The following is a 19,887-nucleotide window of genomic DNA, read 5'->3' on the forward strand; positions in this document are numbered from 1 at the left end:
ATGACCGCTGCGCTACGGCCACGAGTTACCGTTTTGATGCCGGTCTACAACGGCGAGGCATTTGTCCGAGAGGCGGTGAGGAGCATCCTCTCTCAGACTTTTACTGATTTCGAGCTCCTAGCCATCGACGACGGCTCCGCCGATGCTTCCGCTGCCACCCTGGAAAGCTTCGCCGATCCACGCATCCGCCTGGTACGCAACGAGGCGAACCTCGGCCTCATCGCTACGCTGAACCGCGGCATCGAGCTTGCGCAAGGAGACTACGTCCTGCGCATGGACTGCGATGACCTGAGCCTTCCCAAGCGGCTGCAACGGCAGGTCGAGTTCATGGACGCCCATCCGGAAGTCGGCGTTTGCGGTGTGTGGTACCTCGAGTTCGGCGACCGCGTGCGCAGGACGACGCGCTGCGCACGCGACCACGACAGCATCAGGTGCGGCACTCTTTTCAATCCGGTCGTAGGGCACCCGACGGTGATCCTCCGCAGGGAACTGCTGCTTAAACACGGCCTGCGCTACGATGCGGAGTTTCTTCACGCCGAGGACTACCGGCTCTGGGCCGAGGCACTCAGGTACTGTCGCTTTGCCAACATCCCGGAGGTCCTTTTGCACTACCGGCTGCATTCCGGGCAGGTGACCAGCGTGCATGCGCAGCAGCAGATGGAATCGGCAGGCCGGGTGCGACGCGCCCTGCTGCAGGAACTTGGTCTTGAACCAACACCGGACGAGTTCGAGGTCCACCAGATGCTGAGTGCCCTGACTCGTCCCGTTGATTTTCCCGTTCAGCACCTCCCCCCAACCGAACAGCTTGGCCGGATCGACGCATGGCTGTGCAAATTAAAGAGGGCGAACGACGTCAGCGCCGTCTACCCGGAGCCACAGTTCTCCCGGATGCTCGTGGAGCGCTGGGTGGGTGTTTGTGTTGTCAATTTCCTTGCCAAGGGGATCTTCTCTCCGAAACTCTTCACCGTGCCGGAGCTTTTCTGCTTAACCGGTCCCGCATGGCGTTACACCTTTGCCTTCATCTCCAGCCGCATTCGGGCGGCTCTCCGCGATTCCTAGTTTTTTGACATGCATCAAGCCGCCGCGCTTTCTCCGGGCCTATACTTCGATCATACAAAACAAACGTTCTGATCAGGTGCAGGACAAAGACAGCATCAAGGAGAGGTGGCTCATGGCAAGGTTGATCGACGAGTTGAAAAGGGACCACGTGGAAATCGAGGCGATGCTCAATCGCGTGAAGGATACCACCATCACCAACAAGGAAGCGCACAGGATTCTTGTTGCGGCGCAGAACACGCTACTCGCCCACCTGAGGAAGGAGGACGCACAGCTCTACCCGGTGCTGAACCGCGCCGCGCAGACGGACCAGGCACTCAAGCGTACCGTTGACTTCTACGCGAAGGACATGGAAGAAATCTCCAGCAATGCCATCGCCTTCTTCAAGAAGTACGCGGCAGATGACGCGCCGATCGACATCGAATTTGCGAGGGCGCTCGGGCGTCTCTTTGCAACCATCTCCAGGAGACTGCGCAGCGAAGAGAACACCCTTTACGCTGCCTTTGATAAACTCTAGCCCCAAAGATTCTACTCAGCGCTCCCGCCTCGGTTTTCGGCTAACTGGATCCGGATTGGAATGACCCGGATCCAGTTTTCCCCAAATTGCTTCCACTTGTCGGACAAAGTCTCCAGTTTCCCCAAAACTATCTCCTTTTTCTGGAAAAGGTCTCCTCGGCTCACGTAAGTGATCCGGCTAGGGTAACTAGCGCCTTTACAAGGGGAAGATGATGGGGTATGTTACCTCGCTTTGATTACCAGCGACTGCGCCGGCAGTACGAGGAGTGTTTTCAGTGGGGATTTTCGACGCGATCATACTGGGCATCGTGGAAGGGCTTAGCGAGTTTCTTCCCATTTCTTCAACCGGGCATCTCATCCTGGCATCCGCGCTTTTGAAACTGCCGCAAACCGATGCTCACAAGGTATTCGAGGTGGTCATCCAGCTTGGGGCGATGCTCGCCGTCGTCGAGGTGTACCGAAAGCAGCTTTTCGCGCGCCCGGAACTGCTCAAGAAGCTCTGCTGGGCATTCCTGCCCACCGGCACGATTGGGTTTCTCCTTTACAAACTGGTCAAGTCCTTCTTCCAGCCCTCCCTGGTGAGCTACATGCTCATCGCTGGTGGCATCGCCTTCATCGTCATAGAACTCTGGATGAAGGACCGCCCGGCCACGACCCATACCCTTGACGAAGTCAGCTACCGGCAGGCCTTCATCATCGGCCTCGTGCAGTGCATCTCCATGGTCCCCGGCGTCTCGCGTTCTGGCGCCACCATCATCGGCGGGCTTGTCTGCGGGCTCGACCGCAAGGACGCTGCCGAATTTTCTTTTCTCCTCGCGCTTCCCACCATGCTTGCCGCCACCTGTTACGACATCTACAAGAACCACTCTGTGTTTCACATGGGGGACTGGCAGAACATCGCCGTGGGTTTCGTCGTTTCGTTCATCTTCGGCGTGATCGGCATCAAGGCCCTCCTCAAGTTCGTCACCAGTCACACCTTCATCCCCTTTGGCATCTACCGCATCGCCGCCGGTATCATCTTCCTGGTTTTCATGTTCTAGTTTGGGGTCTAAACCAGCAGCAGCTTGAACCCGGCGATGGTGAGTACGAGCGATAACACCCGCATGATGGTGGGGACGGGGAGATGACGGCTACCCAGCAGCGAACCGATGGCGCCGCCCAGAAGGGCGCTTCCGGCCATGAGCGGCGCGTAGCTCGGTATCGCCTGAACGCCGCTCAGATGCCCGAGTAACCCGGCGCAGGAGTTCACCAGGATGAACAGGGCGGCGACCGCCGAGACCTCGCGCAGCTCGCCCCATTTGCAGAGCAGCAGAAGTGGACTCAGGAATATGCCGCCGCCGACTCCGGTCAGCCCGGAGAGAAGCCCGAGCGCGGCCCCGATGACGAGAGCGACCGGCAGGGACGGGGGAGTGGTGCGGACAGGGGCCGCGTTTTTCTGCAGCAAAAGACGCGACGCCGACAGGAGCAGCACCACCCCGACCAGCGGCCGGTAGATGTGGGCGGGGAGGGTGAGGTATCCGCCGAGGAAACTGAACGGGATCGAGGTCGCGGCGAAGGGCCAGAAAAGCCGCCACGAGAAATGCCCGGCGCGGAAAAACGACCACGTGGTGATTCCGGCGACCAGCAGGTTCAGGGTGAGAGCGGTCGGCTTGAAGACCTCGGGCGACACGCTGAACAAAGCGAGTACCGCGATGTATCCGGACGCGCCGCCGTGGCCGACGCAGGAGTACAGAAGCGCCACCAGCAGCGTACAGAAAAGCATCGGTATGAGAAGTTGCAGGATCATGTAACCCTCCGGCTGGCGGCGGGGGACGGCTCCGTGGCCGTCGCCCCGCCTCAACTCTGCTGGAGACACCGGGGAAAGATACCACGCTTCCCCGCTCCCTTCACAGCGCTTACCTCAACAAGGCATCTCGGCGTTTTTCCGCGAATAACAGTACCAAGTGAGAGCCAGGCAGCTCAGGTAAAAGGCCAGAAAGCCGTACAGGGCCAGATGCGGGGCTCCGGTGTGGGTTATCGAGCTTCCGAAGGCCTTGGGTATGAAGAAGGCCCCGTAGGCTGCGAACGCCGAGCTGAAGCCGAGAACCGCCGCCGCTTCTTTGCCCGCCTCGGCCGTCGCCTGGGCCTGCGCTTTCGGGCCGCCATCCTGCGCGGCGCGCTGGCGCTCGGTCAAGAAGATAACCGGTATCATCCTGAATGTGGAACCGTTGCCGATCCCGGTGGTGATGAACATCAGGATGAACATGGCGAGAAAGCCCCAGAAATTGCCGGGGTTACCCTGGCTCGGAAGGTAGTAGAGCACGCCGACGGCGGCCGCCGCCATGGCGATGAAGTTCCAGAAGGTAACCCGCGCGCCGCCCAGTTTGTCGGCGATCCAGCCGCCGACCGGACGGAACAAGGCGCCCAGCAGGGGGCCGATAAAGGCGTACTGGGTCGGGCTGACCGCGGGAAACTGTGATTTGATCAAGAGCGGCAGACCGGCCGAGTAGCCGATGAAGGAGCCGAAGGTGCCGAGGTAGAGCCAGCACATGATCCAGTTGTGCTTGCGCTTGAAGATGACCGACTGCTCCTTGAAGGACGCCTTTGCATCGGCGATGTCGTTCATGCCGAACCAGGCGGCGAGAGTGGCGAGCACGATGAAGGGGACCCAGATGAATCCGGCGTTCTGCATCCATACCGATTCAGCCGTCCCCTTGATGACGCAAAGCTGGGGGTTGCCGCAGAGCGCACGGAAGGAACCGGTGGTGATGACGATCGGCACCAGGAACTGCATGGCGCTGACGCCCAGGTTGCCGAGCCCCGCGTTCAGGCCGAGGGCGGTTCCCTTCAGCGATTTTGGGAAGAAAAAGCTGATGTTGGACATGCTAGACGCGAAGTTACCCCCTCCCAGGCCGCAGAGAAAGGCGAGCAGCAGCATGGTCGTGTAGCTCGTGCTCGGGTCGCGCACGGCGAAGCCGATGCCGACCGCGGGGATGAGAAGTGAAGCGGTGCTGATCGTGGTCCAGGTCCTGCCGCCGAAGATGGGGACCATGAAAGAGTAGAAGATCCTCAGGGTGGCGCCGGAAAGTCCCGGAAGCGCCGCCAGCCAGAAAAGTTTGTCCGCGTCGAAGGCGAAGCCGATCGACTGCAGGTTAACCACCACCACGCTCCAGACCATCCATACCGCGAATGAGATGAACAGGGCCGGGATCGAGATCCACAGGTTTCGATAGGCGACCGCCTTGCCCTGATCCTCCCAGAATGTTGCATCCTCCGGGCTCCATACTGCCAATACTCGTGACGACATCGACCCTCCTGTAAATTATTAAATTGCTATTTGGAACGCCAGCGGTACAGAAGCGGCGGGTCCTTCAGGAAATCCACCGGGAGGTAGAGCATGTGCACGAGTTTCGTGAACGGGAGCACCGCGACGATCAGGAAGGCGCAGGCGGCGTGCAGCTTGAACACGAGCGGCAGGTCGGCAACGTACTCGATCTGCGGGCGGAACGAGACGATGGACCAGAGATAGGGGACCGCGGTGTGCAGGTACCATTGCGAGCCCCAGCGCATGAAGTAGCCGATATAGATCCCGGTACCCGCCTGGAAGGCGAGGAGATAAAGCACGAGCCAGTCCGAACTGAAGGTGACCCGCTTCAGCATCCCCGAGTTCACGCGCCGCAGCAAAAGGAGCAGCACGCCGAAAAAGGCGAAGGCGCCGAGCCCGAAGAGTACGCTTTCCGTCGCGAAAAGGGTCTGCTGGTTACCGAGGAACCCCTTGAAGAAACCGGGGAAGGCGAAGCCCAGGACATGGGCCAGGAGGATGGGAAGGATGCCGTAGTGCCACGGGTTGATCCCCCAGTAGAGGACCTTTCGCTCGAGAAACTGCGTCGAGTAGGCCGACCAGGTGAGCCTATTGCTCAAAAAGCGGTACGGCGTTACCAGGAGCACCAGCGCGAGCGCCGCATAAGGGAGCGCTATGAAGATCAGATCGTTCAGCATGAGGGAACCTCCCGGCAGTCCGCGCTGCAAAGTAGCTCGGCCGCCTCGACCAGGGTGAACCATGGGGACGTGTCGCGCGGGGCCTGGGCCCCGATCAGCTTGTTGATGCCGGGCAGCACCAGTTTCCCGATGAACTCGCGGCGCGCCTCGTCCTCGCCATGCCGCGCCAGGTGTGCGAGGAAGGAGAGAAGTACCGCCAGGTGGTCCGGGAGTTCCTCGTCGGGCGCGACGAAGCCGTGCCTCGCGTACTCCTGTTTCACCTGGATCATGTATCCCCCCTTTTTCTGGTTGTCGCCGTACAGGTGGTGACCCAGGTACGGCGCCCCGGCCGGGTTGAAGTCGAAGCGGGCGACGTACTCTTCCTGCAGTTTTTCCAGCGTCGATCCGGTCACCAGCTCGCCGAAGAGGTTCAGCCGCGACTGGATCTCGTTTTGCCGCAGGTAGCCCGCGACGCTGGCGAAGGATGCCTGCAGCTCCTCCCTTTGCCTTGGATACTCGAACAGTCTCGCCAGGGCGTCATAGCTCTGCTGAATGCTCATTTGCCGCCCCTCCTGGTCTTTTTAAGGATGCCGAAGCCTCCCTCCTGCCTGCGTTTCTCCGGATCGTTCTCCTCGCGCTGCTGCGGCGGGATCACGTTGCGCTCGTTGTAGCCCGCGATGGTGAAGAGCCGGTACAGCCTCTTTGCCGCCGCTTCGTCGAGCCCCGCGTCCGCAAGGAGCTCCGGGTCGGCAGGGAGTCCGAGGTTTTCGGCCCGCATCCGCACCCTGATCGCGATCAGCTTTTTAAGCGCCTCCTCGATCACCGCGTGGTTCCCGCCGGAAAGAAGGCTCGCCAGGTAACCGATGGGAACGCGCAAGGTCTCCAGCGCCGGGATCATGCCGTGCTCGAGGAGCTTGTGGGTATCGCCCCAGGTGGAGAGGACCGGGGAGAGGGAAGGGATGTAGTACGCCATCGGGAGCGTCCTGAATTCCGGGTGCAGCGGGAGGGCGACACGGAACTCCTTCACCAGCGCGTAGACCGGGGAAGCGGCTGCGGCATCCAGCCACTGGTCGGAGATGCCGTTCTCCTTGGCCTGTCTGCAGACTTCCGGGTCGCGCGGATCGAGGATGACGTCGCGGTGCGCCTCGACGAGTTCGGCGTCCCCCTTAAGTGCCGCTGCCTCGACGGCGTCCGCGTCGTAAAGGAGCACGCCCACGTAGCGGATGCGCCCGACGCAGCTGTGGGCGCAGGCGTTGCACTGTCCCCCCTCGACGCGGGGGTAGCAGAAGATGCACTTCTCCGCCTTGCCGGTACTCCAGTTGAAGTAGACCTTCTTGTACGGGCAGGCACTGGTGCAGAAGCGCCACCCCTTGCACACCTCCTGGTCGACGAGGACGATGCCGTCTTCGCCGCGCTTGTAGAGGGCGCGCGACGGGCAGGAGGCGACGCAGGCCGGGTTCAGGCAGTGGTTGCAGATGCGCGGCAGGTACTGCATGAACATCGAGTCGTAGGACTCGATCACCTTCTTGTCTTTGAGGTTCAGGTCCTTGGCCGCGTAGACCTGGGAGCCGGAGAGGTCGTCGTCCCAGTTGGGGCCTCCCTGGATCTCCTCGATCTTCTTCCCGGAGATCTGGGAGAAGGCCTCGGCCACCGGCTGGTCCTTCGACTCCTTGGCGCCGGCCAAGTTACCGTAATCGAAGTCGAAGGGCTCGTAGTAGTCCTCGATCTTCGGCATGTTGGGCTGGAAGAACATGTTGGCGAGGGTGGGGCCCTTGCCCATGGCCTTCAGCTTCAGCTTCTTGCCGTCGACCACCCAGCCCCCCTTGAAGCGCTCCTGGTCCTCCCACTGCCGCGGGTAACCGACGCCGGGTTTGGTCTCGACGTTGTTCCACCACATGTATTCGGCGCCCTTCCTGTCGGTCCAGATGTTCTTGCAGGAAATGGAACAGGTGTGGCAGCCGATGCACTTGTCCAGGTTGAACACCATGACTATTTGGGCTCTAACATCCATTTATGGCTCCTTGATCCTATTTCAGTTTCCTGACCACCACGTAACTGTCACGGTTCACGCCGGTTGGGCCCCAGTAGTTGAAGTAGTAGCTGAACTGCGCGTACCCTCCTAGCATCAGGGTCGGCTTCAGACGAATGCGGGAGAGGCTGTTGTGAACGCCGCCCCTTTTCCCGCTTTTCTTCGACTTCTTGATGTTCAGGGTCCGCTCCGGTGCGTGATACATGATCGCAGCGCCGCGCGGTATGCGGGACGAGACGATGGAGCGGCAGACTACCGCGCCGTTTGCGTTGTACACCTCGATGGTCTCGTTGTCTTCGATACCGGCACCGGCCGCGTCCAGATGGTTCAGCCATATCGCCTGCCCGCCGCGGGAGAGGGTGAGCATCCTCAGGTTGTCGCTGTAGGTGGAGTGGATGCCCCATTTCCCGTGCGGGGTGAGGAAGTTCAGCACGAGCCCCTGTTCCCCCTCGGTCTCGTCCAGAAGCGCTGGGTTCAGTTTCCCCTTGAAGGTGGGGAGCCCCTCGTGGAACTCACGGTAGTACGGGTGATCCAGGTAGAGCGATTGCCGCCCGGTCAGGGTGCGCCAGGGGACCTCGTGCTCGACGTTCAGCGTGAACGGCGCGTACGGGCGACCGCCGTTCACGAGCCCGCTCCAGATCGGGGAGTTCAGCACCCGGCGCGGTTTCTGGGTCACGTCCTCCCATTTGATCCGCACATCGCGCGACCCTTCGGCTAGCTGCGCGAGCGGCTTGCCGACCCTCTTCTCCAGGTTGCGGTAGGCGCGGTGCGCGAGTTCGCCGTTGGTCTCGGGGGCAAGCGACAGGATCACGTCCGCCACCACCTTCTCGTCGGCGATGTCGATGAAGCTCTTGCCGTTCCAGGTACGGTTGGGAAGGGTTTCCCGCAGTTTCTCGTGCTCGTCATCCGCGTCGTAGTAGTTTCCGTGTGAACCGAGGTGCCCGATCTCGGGCCCGACCGATAGGTAGCGGTTGTAGAGGTTCACGTAGTCTCGCTCGACGATGGCGAGGTTGGGCATGGTCTTGCCCGGCACCGGCTCGCACTCGCCGAGTTTCCAGTCCTTTACCGTGCGCTGTGCGATCTCGCCAGGGGTGTCGTGTAAAAGCGGCGCGGCGATCACGTCGCGTACCGGCTCGGGGAGGTGCGTCGCGGCGAGTTCGCTCACCTTCTTGGCGATCATGGTGAAGATCTTCCAGTCCGATTTGGATTCCCAGGAAGGGGGAACCGCAGCGTCCATGCAGTTAACAAAGGAGTGCATGTCGGTGGTGTTCAGGTCGCTCTTCTCGTACCAGGTTGCCGCCGGAAGGACGATGTCCGAGTACATGGTCGAGGTGTCCATCCTGAAGTTGAGATCGATGACGAGGTCGACCTTCCCCTCGGGGGCTTTTTCGTGCCAGACGATGTCCTGCACCTCGCCCTTGGCCGCCTCTCGTGCGGTACAGCTCGCATTCGGGGCGCCGAGCACATGCTTCAGGAAGAACTCGTGCCCCTTGGCGCTTGCCGAGATCGCGTTGCCGCGCCAGATGAACCACACCTTCGGGCAGTTCCCCTCCCGGTCCGGGTCCTCGATGGCAAAGCGGGTGGTGCCACTTTTCAGGCGTTGTACGAGCCACGCGCGCGTCGCCGCGTCGTCCTCGCACCCCGCCTCCTTCGCCTGTTTCATCAGCGAAAGGGGGTTCTCGTTGAAATGCGGGGCGAAGGGGAGCCAGCCAAGCCGAACCGCTTTCGCGTTGAAGTCCGCGGCGTGCACCGGCATTTTCTCGCCGGTCTCCGGCTTGAAGTAATCCACGAAGCTGCGGTCGTAGCGCCACTGGTCCGAGTGCATGTACCAAAAGCTCGGAGTGTTCTGCAGACGGGACCCCTTGATCCAGTCGTGGGCCATGGCGATGGAGGTCCAGGGCGAGAGCGGCTGGACCTTCTCCTGCCCGACGTAATGGGCGAGGCCTGCGCCGTTTCTCCCGACACTCCCGGTCAGGATGAGGGCTGTTATCGCGGCGCGGTAGATGAGGTCTTGGTGGTACCAGTGGTTCACACCGGCCCCGATGATGACCATGTTGCGCCCGTTACTTTTCTCGCCGTTCTCACCCCATTCGCGTGCGATCTTCAAGACGGTCTCGGCATCGATGCCGGTGTGCTTCTCCTGCCATTTCGGGGTGAAGGGAAGCTCGGAATGATACCCGGCCGGGTAGTCGCCGGAAAGGCCGCGCGAGACGCCGAACTGCGCCATCAAGAGATCGAAGACCGTGGTGACTACGATCTCGCCCTTGTCGGTGGTGACGCGCTGCACCGGGACCTCGCGGACCGCGTCGGTTTCACCCTCGAAACGGAAGCGCACCCTGCGGGTCTCTCCCCCCAGGAAGGTGAGGGCTGGGTCGATCGCACCGCCGTCCACCACGTCCTTCATCTCGAGGTTCCAGGTCCCCTCCTGTTTGCTCCAGCGCGTGCCGAGGCTCCCGTTGGGGACGCGTACCGAGCCGTCCTGGTCCGCAACGCACAGGCACCATTCCGCATGTTCGAGGTTTGCCGAGCGCTCTAACTGGGCGGCGCGCACCAGTTCACCCTGGCGCCAGACGCCGTCTTGCTCCGTTAGCTCAACGAGGAAGGGGAAATCGGTGTACTTGGTGACGTAATCCTTGAAGAAGGGGACTTCGCGCTCGGCGTAGAACTCCTTGAGGAGCACGTGGTTCACTGCCATCCAGAAGGCGCCGTCGTGCCCCTGTTCCACCGGGAGCCAGGCGTCGGCGAACTTGGTCGCTATGGAGAAGTCCGGCGACATCACCACCACCTTGGTGCCGCGGTAGCGCGCCTCGGTCAGGTAGTGGGCGTCCGGGGTGCGGGTCATCGGGACGTTGGAGCCGCAAAGGACGATGTAGGAGGCGTTGTACCAGTCCGCCGACTCGTTCACGTCGGTCTGCTCGCCCCAGACCTGCGGGGAGGCGGGGGGAAGGTCGCAGTACCAGTCGTAGAAGCTCATGGCGACCCCGCCGAATAGCTGCAGGAAGCGCGTTCCCGCCGCATAGCTGATCATCGACATGGCGGGAATGGGGGAAAATCCGACGACGCGGTCCGGGCCGTGCTTCTTCGCGGTGTAGATGTTGGAGGCCGCGATGATCTCGGTCACGGTATCCCAGTCGCCGCGCCTAAAGCCCCCCATGCCGCGCTGGCCGGTGTAGGAGGCGCGTTTCTCCTTGTCCTCTACGATGCTCGCCCAGGCGTCCACCGGGTCGGCGTGAAGCTTTCTTGCCTCGGTCCAGCGGTCGAGCAGCGCGCCGCGCAGGTAGGGGTGCTTGACCCTCAGGGGGCTGTAGAGGTACCAGGAGAAGGTGATGCCGCGCGTGCAGCCGCGGGGCTCGTGGTTCGGGATGGTGCCGTCGAACTGCGGGTAGTCGTTCGCCTGCAGTTCCCAGCCGACGATGCCGTCCTTCACGTGCACCATCCAGCTACAGCCGCCGGTACAGTTGACGCCGTGGGTGCTGCGCACCACCTTGTCGTACTGGTGGCGGTTGCGGTAGAACTCCTCCCATTGCCGGTTTTGCGGCGAACGTTCGTCCTTGATCCTGTCGTGTGACATTATTTGTATCTCCTCTTGAAGGCGAGCGCGGCGATAAGGCAGAAGGCGAAGAAGCCAAGGCCGGCAATGGGGTAGGGATCACTTTGGGCCTGCTTTCGGGCGGAGGCGTCCTTGAAAAGCGCGGTGAGCGCGGTCGCCTCATCGTCGGTCAGCGGGCGGTCCGCGTAGATCTTTTTCATCACCGGGAAGTTGAGGCTTTTCAGCACGCCGCGCACGCCGTTCTCGCCCATCTTGCCGTAGAGACCGGTAAGGTCGGCGGCAAGGGCTCCGCTGTGGATTCCGGGATAGTCGAAGTGATGGCAGGAGACGCAAGGGGCGCCACCTTTGGCAAAGCGCTGTTTCCCGGTGAAGAGGTCCCGTCCTGTCGCGAGTAGCTCCTTGGTGACCACGACCTCGGCAGGCGGGGCGGCATTGGTCTCAGCAGGTGCTGGCGCACTACCTGACGCAGCGGAACCTGCAGCGGCGCCCGGCGCGGGAGCGCCACCACCCAGGAACGCGACGATTTTCTCGGCATCCGGGCGGCTCACCCCGAGGCTCGGCATTTCCATGCCGTACTTTTTAACCAACTCGGCTTGAGCCGGGTCCTTCGACGCGGTGAGCTTCGCCGGGTCGGTGATGATCTGCACCAGCCACTCGGAAGAACGCTTGGTACCGACCCCTTTAAGGTCGGGGCCGGCCCCGTCACCGCCGCCAATAGTGTGGCAGGAGGAACACATCTTGTCGAAAAGGTCCTTGCCCGCATCGGCGCGAACGGTTCCCGAGGCGAAAAGCACCAATGTCATCGACAAAATCAAACGGCCGAGTTTTGAAAAGGCAGGCTGCATGGATTTTCTCCTTCTGCTTCCAGGTTGGTTGTACGGGGAGGGGCTCTTGAGGAAGCCTTCGGCCCAGTAGTGTAAACGTTTCGGAGCAAGACGACTCTAGAACACTATTCTGTGGATAATTTTGACCTAGATCAAAAAAAGCGATAAGGCTGTCTTCCCCTTTTGCGGACTGAGGTGATACCGCGAGTTGGACCGATCCTGGGAAAAATGTAGCAGGGAAAATTTTGTTAATTAGGCTTGGACGGGTCGGGACCTAATTATAACAAGGCAAAGAGGATTTGCAGGTTGAAGCAGAAAAATGGCGGCGGCCGTCGTTTATGAAGTGACCGCCGCCTCGAAAAGGGGAGGGGGCTAGATGGGAGAGACGGAACGGTTCTGGTTACTCCTGCAAAAGGCCCATCTCGAAATTGCGGTCGAGCAGCATGACCTCCACCTCGTTGCCGGACTCGATCCTGGATTCCGGCGCGAGCTTCATGAGGCCGTTGCCTAAGGTGAGGGAGGAGAGCCGCCCCGAGCTCTGGTTGCCGGTGGTGGAGACAAGGTAACGCCCGTCGCACTGCGACACGATGCCGCGCACGAGGTGGGGGCGGTTCCCCTTGTTGACCGCAGGCTCCTGCAGCACGGCCCGGACCGTCGGCCGGAACACGCGCCGGTGCCCCATCGCCTTCAAAAGGGAAGGGCGCACGAAAAGCTCGAACGAAACCATAGCAGCCACCGGGTTGCCGGGAAGGGCGAAGACGGGTTTCCCCTGCAGCGTGGCGTAGGCGAGCGGCTTGCCCGGCTTCATGTTCACCTTCCAGAAGTTCACGCTGCCGCCCAACTCCTCGATGGCCGCCTTCACGAAGTCGCGGTCGCCGACCGAGACCCCGCCGGTTATCACGAGGAAATCCGCGTTGAGCCCAGCTCTTATTTTTTCGCAGGTGGCCTCGAGGTCGTCGGTGGCGATGCCAAGCAGCACCGGGTCGCCGCCTGCGTCGAGCACCTGTGCGGCAAGGCTGTAGCTGTTGCTGTTGATGAGTTTGCCCGGTTCGGGCGTGGCCCCGGGCTCGAGAAGTTCGTCGCCGGTTGCGAGGATGGCGACGCGGGTGCGCCGGTAGACGGCGAGCGAGGTGTTCCCCATGGCGGATAGCATGCCGATTTCCTGCGGGCGCAAGAGCGAGCCTGCCGGGATGACGACATCGCCGCGGGAGATGTCCTCGCCGCGCCGTCGCACATGGTCGCCAGCTTTCACCTTGCCTCGGATGACAATGGCGTCGCCGTCCGTTTCGACATCCTCGATGGGCACCACGGTGTCGCACCCCGGCGGTATCTGGGCGCCGGTCATGATGCGCACCGCGCTACCCGGCGGTACCGTCTCACGGCGCACCTCACCGGCGGGGAGAAAGCCGCAGACGCTGAGGCGATTATCCTGGACCGACGAGTGGAGAAAGGCGAAGCCGTCCATCGCCGAGTTATCCGCGGCGGGGATGTCCCACGGCGCTACGTGATCCTCAGGCGTGATGCGGTTCAGTCCGTGGAAGACGGTTACTTTCTCGATCTCGAGCGGAACGATCTGTTCCAGGATGATCCGCTGTGCTTCTTCGATACTCACCATGGCGACGCTGCCTCCTGAATGTGCATAGATCTCTTCTTCGGCTTGACACTGCTGCCGGTCACTGTACATTTTGTCGGGATATTCTACCGCTTTCCATGGAGAGTCAAAGTCAAAGTGAAAAAGATTCGTGTTTGTGTCAATGACATGATGCAGAGAGACTACGTCTATTACCGTACCGAACCGGCTGGTGAGAACTTCCATCCGGAGTTCAAACCCGATCTGACGCCTAAAGAGATGCTGGAGATGGGAGTTTTTGGCGGCAAGTACATGACCGATTGCCGGGATGAGTTTCCCGAGGACTGGTTTGAGAACGCGAGGCTCTGTCACGAGCGGCATGTGGCGGAGTACAACTTTTTCGGGGTGAATGCATCGAAGCCGCTTTCGTACTGGCGCGAGAAAGGGTGGATTTACAGCGACGACCCGCGCGGCTGGTTCCAGTGGTACTGCCGCTACTACATGGGGCGCAGGTGTCCGGATGACGCGCGACAGATCAAGCGCTGGAAGGCGATGACGAGGCACATCGCCCAGATCAGGAATAACTGCCCGGAAGGTGTGCTCACCTGCCGCCGCAGGCAGCGCCAGGCGCTTTTGCACTGGGCATACGACAGCAGAAGGTTTTAAAAGCGAGGTTCTACGTTCTAAGTTCTACGTTCTACGTTAAAGGCCAGGCTTCTAAACATAGAACTTAGAACATAGAACTTAGAACGGCTTCTTCTTCAGACGACCTTTCCTTCCTTCACGTATTCCCTCAATATCGCCCCTTCCAGCCTTTTGAGATCCAGGCGGCGCGACTGGTCGGCCAACACCTCCAGGGCGCAGTACTGCATGACATTCATGATCCCGGCGCCGGAGAGCTCGTACTTCGTTGCAATCTGCCGCCAGTCGATTTCTGGGGCGATCTCGACCTGCTGCGGGAAGGCGACACTCCAGATCCGGTAGCGTTCCTCCGGCCTCGGTATTTGGAAATGGATGATGGCCTGAAAGCGCCGCACGAAGGCGTCGTCAAGTTGGTTACGCTTGTTGCTAGCGAGGATCACGAGCCCCCGGTACTGCTCGATGCGCTGCAACAGGTAGGAGATCTCCTGGTTCGCGAAACGGTCGTGGGCGTCGCGAACGTCGGTCCTCTTGCCGAAGAGGGCGTCGGCCTCGTCGAAAAAAAGGATCCACTCCTTGTACTCCGCCTTCTCGAACAAGAGGGCGAGGTTCTTCTCGGTTTCCCCGATGTACTTGGAAACCACCCGCGACAGGTCGATGCGGAACACGTCCCGGCCTGTGTACTTCCCTAACAGCGTCGCGGTCAGGGTCTTGCCGGTGCCGGGGGGGCCGTGGAAGAAGGCGCGGTAGCCGTGCGGCAGCTTCTTCTTCATCCCCCATTCTTCCATGAGGACGTCCTTGTGCCGGACCCAGCTCTCGATCTCGCGGATCTGGCGCAGCGTGTCCGGGTGCAGCACCAGGTCCTCCCATCCCATCTCCGTCTCGATCGCCTGGGCCGGGAACTCGATGCCGAAGCGCGGCTTTCCAACCGTGCCGAGGGTCACCCATTCCACCAGTTCCGGGTCTATGCAAAGGCGCCCGCTCATCATCGGCTCGCCGGGACGCACCGTGTCGAGCCAGACGACCTTTTTCTTGGCGAACCAGTGCTCGGCGCCGAACATGCGCTGCACCTCGATCCTTTTGCGCACGTCGTTCCCGGCCAGGATGAACTGGGCGGTCTCCCCAGTGGGGAGGATGGCCCGGTGATCGGAGCCGTGCACACCGCCGAACTCGTGCACCTCGCCCCCCTCCGGAAGAAACTGCGCGAGTATCTTGTTGTAGAAGCCGGGGCGCAGGTGGGGCGCCAGCGCCAACATCACTACGGCGAATTCCTCCATGCCCGGGTCCTGGCTCTTTATGAATAGCTCCAGCGGCGAATCCTCGCTGCAAAACTCGAGCGGCGGCGGCTCGAAGCTTTCGGCCCGCTCGAAACGAAGGGCGAGATAGCCCGTTACCAGCTGCTCGATCCAGTCCAGGGCGAGACCGAGGTTCGCCGCTTCCGCGCTTGGGTGCTGAGTATTCCTATCCCCGGACATGGGTCACCGCCCCGGCAGCTTCGAGAAAGGAGAGCGTGAGCTCGGGGTACTCTCCCTGGAAGAAGGAGGCGTCGCCGGAACCCAGCGCCGCGCGCAGGTGGAAAGCCTTTTCATCGACGCGGACCACCTGTATGACCGGGTCCGGGGACGCCGCCACCTTCCTTGCCGCCACCAGTTCCTTGTCGTTAGCGAGACGGGGCGCCGTTTCCCGCGCCTTTTCTTCCGAGTCAAAGCTTCCGGCCACCAGGCAAGAGAAGGGCTCGAACTTGTAGCTCTCCACGAGCGGCGAATAGTCGTCGATGTCGTCTATCCCGAGATAGCCGAGCTTCAGCGGTCGTATCGCCACCTGCGCCTTGAAATGGATTGTCACACGCCAGATGAAGTCCCACCTCGATTCCCATCCCCCTTCGGACCAGTACTCGCTGTAAAAGTTGCAGCGGTATGGCTTTATCGACCACTTGAGCGGGATGGTGCCGATCTCCAGCGTGGAGGCCAGCGCGCTCACGAAGCGCTCCGAGCCGCCACCGATTTGGTCCGAATCCCCACGCGTCAGGATGCAGTCGAGAACCTTGCCGTCCCCGCTTACCGACGGATGCCACAGATACAACATGCTCATGTCCCTTCTCCCGGACCTCTGAATTTAATGGTGACTCGCTTTGAATAACTGTCGGGAAGTTTTGACCCCATGGAACTGTTCTCGCTGTAGGGAACGACCTCCATCCCTTTTATGTCATTGAAGTAATCGAGGCGTTTTTTGTGATAGGTCGTTCTCCCTGTTTCATTCCAGTGCTGGACCACAGCCTGCTTCTTGTGGTCGATGGTGGGGGACTCCTTGTACTTGAGCGTCTTGTCCCACCACTTGTTGTTCCACTTGTACAGATTGGGCTTGGTCGGGTGCCTCAGCTTTTTGGGATCGTTCACCTGGTCGTCGCGCCATTCGTACACGTCGGTGCGGTAGCCCTTGGCGTAGAAACTGTCGCGGATGTACTCCTTGGTGTTGAACTCCGGCTTGAGTACGTACTGATGCCCCTTGCGCGTGACGTACTGCGACTTGTGCTTTCTGAGACGCTTCTTCTTCGTACCGCTCTTGGTCGGGTTGACGGTGGCGCGTATGCTGTCGTAGACCTCGTCCTCGTCCGCATCAGCTTCGACCAGTTCGATCAGGATCAGGTAGTACTTCGTCTTGATCGCCGGGAGCGCCTGCTTGATTTCAGCGGCGTCCTTGTTTTCGTCCTCCAGGAGGGCGGTGGCATCGGCGAGGGCCGCGTCGAGATCCGCCTGCTTCTGGGCCTCACTCCTTGCGTCCTTTTTCCCGTCCTTGGCGTCCTTGTCGATTCCTTTTCCCTTCAACTGGACCGGTTTCGCGCTCTTCCCCCCCGCCTTCGGGGTAACCACCCAGTTCTCCCCCTTGGCCTGCACGTCGAAGGTGATCCCCTTCACCGATCCCTTGATCTTTCCAAGTTCCGCGTCCAGCATGGCGCGGGTGAAAGGGCCGCCCGACCGGAGTGCGCCCAGGGGCTTCGCCGCAGCCTGAAAGATCTTGGCCGTTTCCTGGTCCTTGACCCCCTTCGGGTCCGGTTTGGCCGATTTGGTCCCGGCAGGTGGTGTCTTTCCTTTCTTGGTCGGTTTCGGCTCCGGCTTCTTCGGTGCCGGTTTCTTCGGGGGGATGGTCGGTGGCGGGATACTCCCGTCGTTCTTGAAGGTGCCGCTACCGCTCCCCTTGGCGCCGGACTTCTCGGGCAGCTTGTCGTCCACCATGCTGGTCATGAATTTGGACGGGTCGAACTCCGGCTTCTTCAGTTCGATCTCCGGGACGGTGCCCGAGCCGAGCACGTACTCCTTTACCACCGCGCTGATGCCGACCGGGTCGGAGAGGGGCCACTGCTTGGAGAATAGTGGCCAGGTCCATCGGTGGTCCGAGATCGGCGACCACCATGGCGCTTCCAGGGCGATGAAGAAATCGCCGCCGAGGTCGAGCATGGGCTGGGCGACGATGTCCAGCGTTCCGCCGACGTAGAAAACGCCGGGGTCGCGATAGCCTATGGTGGGGCGGGCGTCGGCGTACGCCATGAGCCCCACGTCCACCTGGATCCCTACGCCGAACTTCAGGTCATGCGACGCGATCTCGATCCCGGCGCCCCCCTCGGCGCGCAGTCTCAGGCCGGCATAGGCAGAGATGTTGAAAGAGGCCGAGATCTGGATGAACTTCTGGACCTCGGGGTCTGTCGAGTAGGTCCCCAGAATCTCGATGTTGTAGATCTTGGCCGGGCCGAGCCGCGCCAGCGCCCAAAGGCTTATGTTGGCGAATAGGTTCAGGTTGCCGACCACGGGGATGCCGTAATATGCCTTCGCCTCTAACTTGACGATCTCCCGGTCGAAGTTCTTCTGCGGGAAGAGCGGGATCTCACCGGGCGGCGCGATCTTGCTCACCACGGTCAGAAGGCCGCGTCCGTCGACCACGACCCATACGGTACCGGCAAACCACTGGGTCAGGTGGAATTGCAACTGCCCCGTGGCCGCGATGGCGCGGCTCTTCTTCTCCGGCTTTGGCGCAGGTATCGGCGGGGGAGGACCGGTCGCCTCGATGTTCTCCTTGCCACCTGCCGCTGCGATCGCGTCCTTGGCGAACTTATTGGCCGAATCGAGATCGGTGGCGATGAAAGAGACCTCGCCGGAGAGTTTGTCCGCGTTGTAGGCCGCCTTGCCGCCTATATCAACGCTGCCGTCCGGCTTGTAGATGACCGTCGCGGAACCGGAGAAGGACTTGTGGTTGACCGCCAGGGTGAGCTGGCCGGTGAGGGGGCCCTTGGTGTTGTCCACCTTGAGGTCCCCCTTCACCATCCCCTTCACGTCGACGGTGGCGCTCGCGTCGATCTTCGGCTTCGCGACGTTTTCCACCAGGATGTTGAAGTCGGCGTCCAGGAACCCGCCGATTTCGACCTTCAGGTTTTCGACGCCCAGGGTGAGCTTGCCGGATTCGAAGGTGTTCTTGGGTTTCGGGAGCCTCTCGACCTTGAGGCCGAGTCCCCCCAGCAGTTCCGCGTTTTTCTGCAGCGCCCGCAGCCAATCGTTGGTGTCGCCGCCCTTTGGTTTCAGCGATGCGTAGCCGCCGGTCACCTCGTTGTTCTTGATGGTGAAGTTGATGTGCATCCCGCCGATCTGGTCGGTCCACGGATTTTGCAGGGGCATGGTCCCCCTGCCGATCGAGTCGAGGTTCTTCTTGCTGTCCATGCGGACCTTGACCCGTCCCTCGGCGGTCAGTCCCTTCACGATCACGCGTACTTCCAGGCCTTTGTCCTTGGAAGCCTCGATCTCGTCTTTAACCTTTTGCGAGGGGGCGAAGACGGAGGAGGAGAGATCCACCACTTGGGAACTCACCGGACCGGCATCGACTGCGGGCGCGGCTTTGGGGGGAGCGGGGGCGGGGGGCCGCATGATTCGCGACTCGTCGCGCTTTTCCTTGTGCGGGTTCCCCTGGCGGGCGACCCCCTCGCCCTGTTGTACGGTGTGGGCCAGTTCGTGGGCTAAGAGCCGCTTCCCCTCGCTAGTGCCGGGCTGGTAGGCGTCGCGGGAGAAGAAGATGTGGTTCCCATAGGTGAAGGCGCGGGCGGAAAGGTCATTCGAGAGCCGGGCGGAACGCTCGTCGTCGTGGACACGGACCGCGCCGAAGTCGTTACCGAAGCGCGGCTCCATGAAGTCCCGCACCTCGCTTGCCAACGGGCGCCCGCCTGAAGCGCCGCTTTTCACGGCGGACTTGGTCGCATCGCCGACCGCAGGGGAGACACCGGCCTCGGAGCGCAGGACGTTGTCCTTCTCCGCCCCCTCCTTGCTGATCTTTTCGTCCTCCTTGCGTCTTAGCTTCTCTTCGTTCCCCTGCCGGGAAAGGCGGTCCTGTTCACGCTGCGGCTTCTCGTCCTGCTGCTTCTGCAGGCGCTCCTCATTCCCCTTTTTCTGAACGCGCTCCTCCTGCCGCTGCAGACGCTCGTCGGGCAGACGGCTGACCTTCTCCTCGTTTCCTTGCTTTCCGAGGCGTTCTTCCTGGCGCTGGAGCGGCTCATGTTGCCGGGAGATTTCTTCCTTCGGGCCTTCCGGGGCGCTCATGCGCATGACCCGGTCCGCGGTCCGGTCCGCTTGCTGCTCGAGCTTGTCGCCCGGCTTGCTGACCGTCATCTTCCTCTGCACGGCAGGGGAGAGAAACGGCTCTCTTGCGACTTGAGCCGCTGCGGTCGAAGCAGCAGAAGATTTTTCCGCGCACGATTTCATCGCCGCAC

Annotated in this window: 15 protein-coding genes; 4 read left to right on the plus strand and 11 right to left on the minus strand. The window is 61.5% G+C overall.

What is annotated here, in order from left to right; all coding sequences use genetic code 11:
- The 3 genes from E8K79_RS01075 (at position 1) to E8K79_RS01085 (ending at position 2,612) form a co-directional block, all read left to right on the plus strand.
- On the plus strand, positions 1 to 1,059 hold the full coding sequence (locus E8K79_RS01075) for a glycosyltransferase family 2 protein (protein ID WP_136513083.1): 1,059 nt from the start codon (positions 1 to 3) through the stop codon (positions 1,057 to 1,059).
- A 112-nt stretch (positions 1,060 to 1,171) separates the two neighbouring features.
- Positions 1,172 to 1,573: a hemerythrin domain-containing protein gene (locus E8K79_RS01080; RefSeq protein WP_136513084.1), complete on the plus strand. Its 402-nt coding sequence runs from the start codon at positions 1,172 to 1,174 to the stop codon at positions 1,571 to 1,573.
- A gap of 274 nt (positions 1,574 to 1,847) precedes the next feature.
- Positions 1,848 to 2,612: an undecaprenyl-diphosphate phosphatase gene (locus E8K79_RS01085; protein ID WP_136513085.1), complete on the plus strand. Its 765-nt coding sequence runs from the start codon at positions 1,848 to 1,850 to the stop codon at positions 2,610 to 2,612.
- A gap of 8 nt (positions 2,613 to 2,620) precedes the next feature.
- Here the strand turns inward: E8K79_RS01085 and E8K79_RS01090 are convergent, their stop codons facing one another.
- The 8 genes from E8K79_RS01090 to E8K79_RS01125 form a co-directional block, all read right to left on the minus strand.
- Positions 2,621 to 3,358, minus strand: a complete 738-nt coding sequence (locus E8K79_RS01090) for a sulfite exporter TauE/SafE family protein (RefSeq protein WP_135869774.1) — start codon at positions 3,356 to 3,358, stop codon at positions 2,621 to 2,623.
- 114 nt (positions 3,359 to 3,472) lie between these two features.
- Positions 3,473 to 4,858, minus strand: a complete 1,386-nt coding sequence (locus E8K79_RS01095) for a NarK family nitrate/nitrite MFS transporter (protein ID WP_136513086.1) — start codon at positions 4,856 to 4,858, stop codon at positions 3,473 to 3,475.
- Between the two features lie 26 nt (positions 4,859 to 4,884).
- Positions 4,885 to 5,550 carry a respiratory nitrate reductase subunit gamma gene (locus E8K79_RS01100; RefSeq protein ID WP_135869776.1) on the minus strand — a complete coding sequence of 222 codons (666 nt, stop codon included), beginning with the start codon at positions 5,548 to 5,550 and terminating at the stop codon, positions 4,885 to 4,887.
- Positions 5,544 to 6,089, minus strand: coding sequence for a nitrate reductase molybdenum cofactor assembly chaperone (gene narJ, locus E8K79_RS01105; protein WP_136513087.1), 546 nt, complete (start codon positions 6,087 to 6,089; stop codon positions 5,544 to 5,546). The genes E8K79_RS01100 and narJ overlap by 7 nt, the downstream gene beginning before the upstream one ends.
- Positions 6,086 to 7,540, minus strand: coding sequence for a nitrate reductase subunit beta (gene narH, locus E8K79_RS01110; protein ID WP_135869778.1), 1,455 nt, complete (start codon positions 7,538 to 7,540; stop codon positions 6,086 to 6,088). Before narH ends, narJ begins: the two co-directional genes overlap by 4 nt.
- A gap of 16 nt (positions 7,541 to 7,556) precedes the next feature.
- The gene (locus E8K79_RS01115) at positions 7,557 to 11,129 is read right to left on the minus strand and encodes a nitrate reductase subunit alpha (RefSeq protein WP_136513088.1); all 3,573 of its coding nucleotides are present in this window, start codon (positions 11,127 to 11,129) and stop codon (positions 7,557 to 7,559) included.
- The gene (locus E8K79_RS01120) at positions 11,129 to 11,953 is read right to left on the minus strand and encodes a c-type cytochrome (RefSeq protein WP_136513089.1); all 825 of its coding nucleotides are present in this window, start codon (positions 11,951 to 11,953) and stop codon (positions 11,129 to 11,131) included. Before E8K79_RS01120 ends, E8K79_RS01115 begins: the two co-directional genes overlap by 1 nt.
- Positions 11,954 to 12,332: 379 nt before the next feature.
- Positions 12,333 to 13,547, minus strand: a complete 1,215-nt coding sequence (locus E8K79_RS01125; RefSeq protein WP_136513090.1) for a molybdopterin molybdotransferase MoeA — start codon at positions 13,545 to 13,547, stop codon at positions 12,333 to 12,335.
- Between the two features lie 144 nt (positions 13,548 to 13,691).
- Between E8K79_RS01125 and E8K79_RS01130 the strand changes: the two genes are divergently transcribed.
- Positions 13,692 to 14,168, plus strand: coding sequence for a hypothetical protein (locus E8K79_RS01130; protein WP_246043660.1), 477 nt, complete (start codon positions 13,692 to 13,694; stop codon positions 14,166 to 14,168).
- 95 nt (positions 14,169 to 14,263) lie between these two features.
- Here the strand turns inward: E8K79_RS01130 and E8K79_RS01135 are convergent, their stop codons facing one another.
- Genes E8K79_RS01135 through E8K79_RS01145 form a run of 3 tightly spaced genes read right to left on the minus strand, consistent with a single transcriptional unit; the run spans position 14,264 to position 19,879 of the window.
- Positions 14,264 to 15,616, minus strand: coding sequence for an ATP-binding protein (locus E8K79_RS01135; RefSeq protein ID WP_136513092.1), 1,353 nt, complete (start codon positions 15,614 to 15,616; stop codon positions 14,264 to 14,266).
- On the minus strand, positions 15,603 to 16,232 hold the full coding sequence (locus E8K79_RS01140) for a hypothetical protein (protein WP_136513093.1): 630 nt from the start codon (positions 16,230 to 16,232) through the stop codon (positions 15,603 to 15,605). Before E8K79_RS01140 ends, E8K79_RS01135 begins: the two co-directional genes overlap by 14 nt.
- Positions 16,229 to 19,879, minus strand: a complete 3,651-nt coding sequence (locus tag E8K79_RS01145; protein WP_136513094.1) for an eCIS core domain-containing protein — start codon at positions 19,877 to 19,879, stop codon at positions 16,229 to 16,231. Before E8K79_RS01145 ends, E8K79_RS01140 begins: the two co-directional genes overlap by 4 nt.
- Between the last annotated feature and the right edge of the window lie 8 nt (positions 19,880 to 19,887).

Source organism: Geomonas edaphica (assembly GCF_004917075.1).
GTDB lineage: Bacteria > Desulfobacterota > Desulfuromonadia > Geobacterales > Geobacteraceae > Geomonas > Geomonas edaphica.